General features: G+C 26.9%; 2 protein-coding genes. One reads left to right on the forward strand and one right to left on the reverse strand.

What is annotated here, in order from left to right; all coding sequences use genetic code 11:
• Positions 1-239: 239 nt before the first annotated feature.
• On the forward strand, positions 240-1,316 hold the full coding sequence (locus tag AOG54_RS01285; protein WP_055032299.1) for a glycosyltransferase: 1,077 nt from the start codon (positions 240-242) through the stop codon (positions 1,314-1,316).
• A gap of 58 nt (positions 1,317-1,374) precedes the next feature.
• On the opposite strand, the gene AOG54_RS01290 is transcribed toward AOG54_RS01285, so the two are convergent.
• Entirely contained in the window at positions 1,375-3,861 is a 2,487-nt protein-coding gene (locus tag AOG54_RS01290) for a hypothetical protein (RefSeq protein ID WP_055032300.1), read from the reverse strand.
• Positions 3,862-4,076: the final 215 nt, after the last annotated feature.

Genomic DNA, 4,076 nt, shown 5'->3' on the forward strand with positions numbered 1-4,076 from the left:
GATCTCATCCCTGGGCACATCAAGTATTTTCGATATTTTTTCAACAGCATTATTTATATCTCATTAAGTTTGTTTAACATAAAATGACCATAACCAGAAATACTTAAAATAGAGTATATGTGGTATGTTAAACACAGGAATTATTACATATCCCTAGGAGAGATAATTGTTGCATACATTTTGAAAATCTAGAAATAGAATAATACAAAAATACTAATATCATTAATTAATCTGACTTTGTGGATGCAGATTTCAATGAAATAATATTAATAGTAAATCAGGGCTATAATACAGGTATAGGGAGAGCCGCAATAGAAACATATAGAGTATTAAAACCTGTTATAACCAATTTAAAACTTTATTCTATGAATTATTTTAAAGATTATATTATTGAAAATTCGATATCACTTTCTTCAAAATACTCAAAAACAATGTTTAGTGTACCTATAATAAACTATATAAATATCAGAAACGTTAAGAAGAAAAATATATTAAAAAATAAAAATTTGCATATAATAGGTTCTGATTATTCACTTTCTTCTGAATCTAAAAATGTTGTTATGACTTTGCATGAATTTTACTATGAAACGAATATATTTAAATCCCACAGTTTTGAAGGATTTCTAAAAGACATGGCATATAATTATTATGAATTTAAAATTAAAAAATTAGCCAGAAAGTCAAAAGCTATTATAACTCCCTCTATAGCTTCTGCAGAACAAATAAAAAAAGAACTTAATATTGCTCCTTATATTATTCCATTTAGCATTGATAAAACAATATATCGCCCAAGAAATAAAAATAAGATAAGAGAGTATTTGCACTTGCCTAAGAACAAAACAATCTTGATTAATGTTTCTGGAACCGGTATTAATAAAAATTTAAATACATTGGAAAATATCGCAGATTCACTGCAGGATAATTTTTTATTATTGAAAATAAATTCTCCATTAAATTCAAAAAATGCCATAAACCTCGGTTATGTAGACTCTAAAAGCTATCCATTGTATTTATCTGCATCAGATATATATATCCATACATCTATAAAAGAAGGATTTGGTTTTCCACCTGTTGAGGCCATGGCCTGTGGGTTGCCTGTTGTTTCCAATAATTTATCCACTGCAACGGAAATTTTGGGTGAAGATATGCCATATATAAAAAATCCTTATAATTATAAAGAATATCTATACTTAATTAATAAATTTTTAGGTGATTATACCAAATGGTCAGAAAAATCATTCCAAAGATCAAAAAAATTTTCGGATGAATCTTTTAGAAATAAACTTATACAGGTTTACAAAAAAGTGTTTGATTAATAATTCTTAAAGTTACTTTGAAGTCATATATTTAAAATATTTCATAATTTATTAAGTTCTATATTATATATTTTTTATATCTTAAAATCAACAACATTGTTATTAGTGATGTAAAAAAAACTAATTGTATAATAGTGCCATATAACCAGAATTTGTAAGATGTAACATCAATATGAATATTTCTATTAATGTTGTTTTCTATAATAATAGTATTAATGCCGTTGCCTATAGTATTAAAATTAGATTTTTCATCAGAATATAATGGAAAATTTACCATAGCAAATTTAAAGTTGGTGCTTTTTATGCTGTAACCATTATTAGATAATGTAATATTTCCAAGACTATAGTTTAAGTTATGGTTAATTTGGCTAGCATTAGAATAAGAATATATCTTTATATGCTCATTATTTATTATATTATTTATCATGTTTTTATTTTCTATATATTTAGATGAGTTGACTAGATAGATATTCCCAATTGCATCTATCCAATAGTCGGGTATGACACCGTTACTTGTATTTCCTGAATTTATAGTAAGTATTGTATTATTATCTACGTTATAATTGATTGGAACTAATAGAAACCCATCTTGAGAACTATTATCGATATGTGGATTAACTGTTTCAACTAGGCTTTTATCAGCAAAAATTGATATATTTGTATTTGGAGCAACAGTAGAAAAGTATATCTGTACAAAGGCTTTATTGTATTTATTACTTCCATCTAATTTAATGCTTAAATTATTATATTCCGAACTCGTAATTGCATAATTATTTGGAGACGATGGAAGTTGTGATACTTCAGGGGCATAGAAGTGACTTCCATTGGCCCAGTTATATCTAGGGAAATGAGCAGAATAATTCTGTATTGTATATTCTGTTGGATATATAGTTTCGTGACTGACTGAATCCAAGTAAAGATAATTAAGATAGGATAAATTTTGCAACTCTATACTTGAAGCATTATTGATATAGAATCTAAAGTTGTTGTAATTAATATTATTTGAATATACCTGAATTATGTGGTTAATATCGTAATTATTTGCCTCTAGTGTGTTTAATGAATAAAGATTTCCAATATCGATTGAGAATTTATTAGAATATAATACGCTTACTGGTGTGTATAGGCTATCATATATTTCATAATTTTTCGAATTAACTATCCTTTGAATTCCTGTAAATTTATTCATATGAAGATTTGAATAGTTAAATGCTGAATTTCCATATTGTGTCATGTTCCTTAATATGACTATATATTTCATATCTAAATATGACATAATAAGACCCATGTTTATTTTTGCATTACCACCTAAATTGCCATATAATAAATTATAAAAGTAGCAGTTTATCTGTGTATCATTTGATGGAGAACTACCATAGGATGGTACCGAGAGTTCCCTAAAAGACATATAATTATCATATGCGAAAGTTGCGTGATCACAGTAATTAGAGTTCATTTTATATATCTCAGGTCCGGGAGGGGCGAATATCACGCCGCCAGGCTGGTTTTCTTCTAGGGCACAAAGTTGGTTAGACATTGATTCATAATTGTACTCATATACTCCCCTATCAACTATGCCATGTCCATTATCGAAATAATAATCTTGTGTAATTATAGGTACTACTAATAAGCTTACAAATAATATAACTAAAATAATCATTATAGGTTTTTTAATCCTATTAACATTTCGAAATATCTTAAATTTAAACTTTATTTTTACATTTTTAATTTCCATTTTTCTTGAGCTGAGTTTTGAAAATATAATTAAAATTAAGATAGAATAAAGCGGAGCAATCACTATCCAATCCCAGTAATATGAAGTGTTTAATAGTGGGTATCCAGGTAAATGTTCATATAAATATATAGGTATAAATTTTAAAGGGCTATGTGGACCAGATCCAAGAAGGGCTGAAACTATTATTGTTATAAAATATATTTTCAAATTAATTGCTCTGATAATAAGACTAAAAATCAAGAGAAGAATGATGCACAAAAATAAGAGATATAGATATATATTAAAAAACATTTTGAAATTTGTAAGTAGACCATATGTTGCGATATTACCAATTTTTTCTCCAGTATAACTATATGGCATAAGGAATAAAACGCCCTGGAAACTATCTGTGAATGAAGCATACTCTCCTAATGGTTCGGCTATTGGGCCATTAGATGACAATGATATGTATGAACCAAAATATGAAGGTAATATAAGTGGCATATATATCAGGAAGAATATGGATATTATTATTATATCATAGAAAATAATTTTATAGATTGTTTTTTTAACATTGAATTTAGACCTGTTTAGTATGAAATACTCAGAGCTAAAAATTATCATATATAATGGAATTCCGAGATAAGAAAACTCTAACTCACCAATAGTTAAAAACATGAAGAAAAAGGAAATAAGCCAGTTAATATTGAATATTTTTTTAGTGTTGATTGCTATTAACATAAAAAATATAGATAGAAGCAAAAATCCTTCATAAAACAAAACAAGAAAATCCCCTGCTGCAAGTTGCGTTATCTGGAAAGGGTTGTACATAAAAAATAGAGTCGAGAAAATGCGTATCCATATAGATTTAGAAAATTTAGACGATAGTAAGTAAAAAGAATACATTAAAAACATGGAACTTAGAAAGAAATAAATTCTAATGGTGGCTCCAAGTGAAAAAAAATACGAAATTAATCTAATAATATCCGTAGAAAAAAATGGAAATAATGGTTAATGACATAAAGGATGCATTTAGTGAGAGATTA

The sequence above is a fragment of the Acidiplasma aeolicum genome (assembly GCF_001402945.1).
GTDB lineage: Archaea > Thermoplasmatota > Thermoplasmata > Thermoplasmatales > Thermoplasmataceae > Acidiplasma > Acidiplasma aeolicum.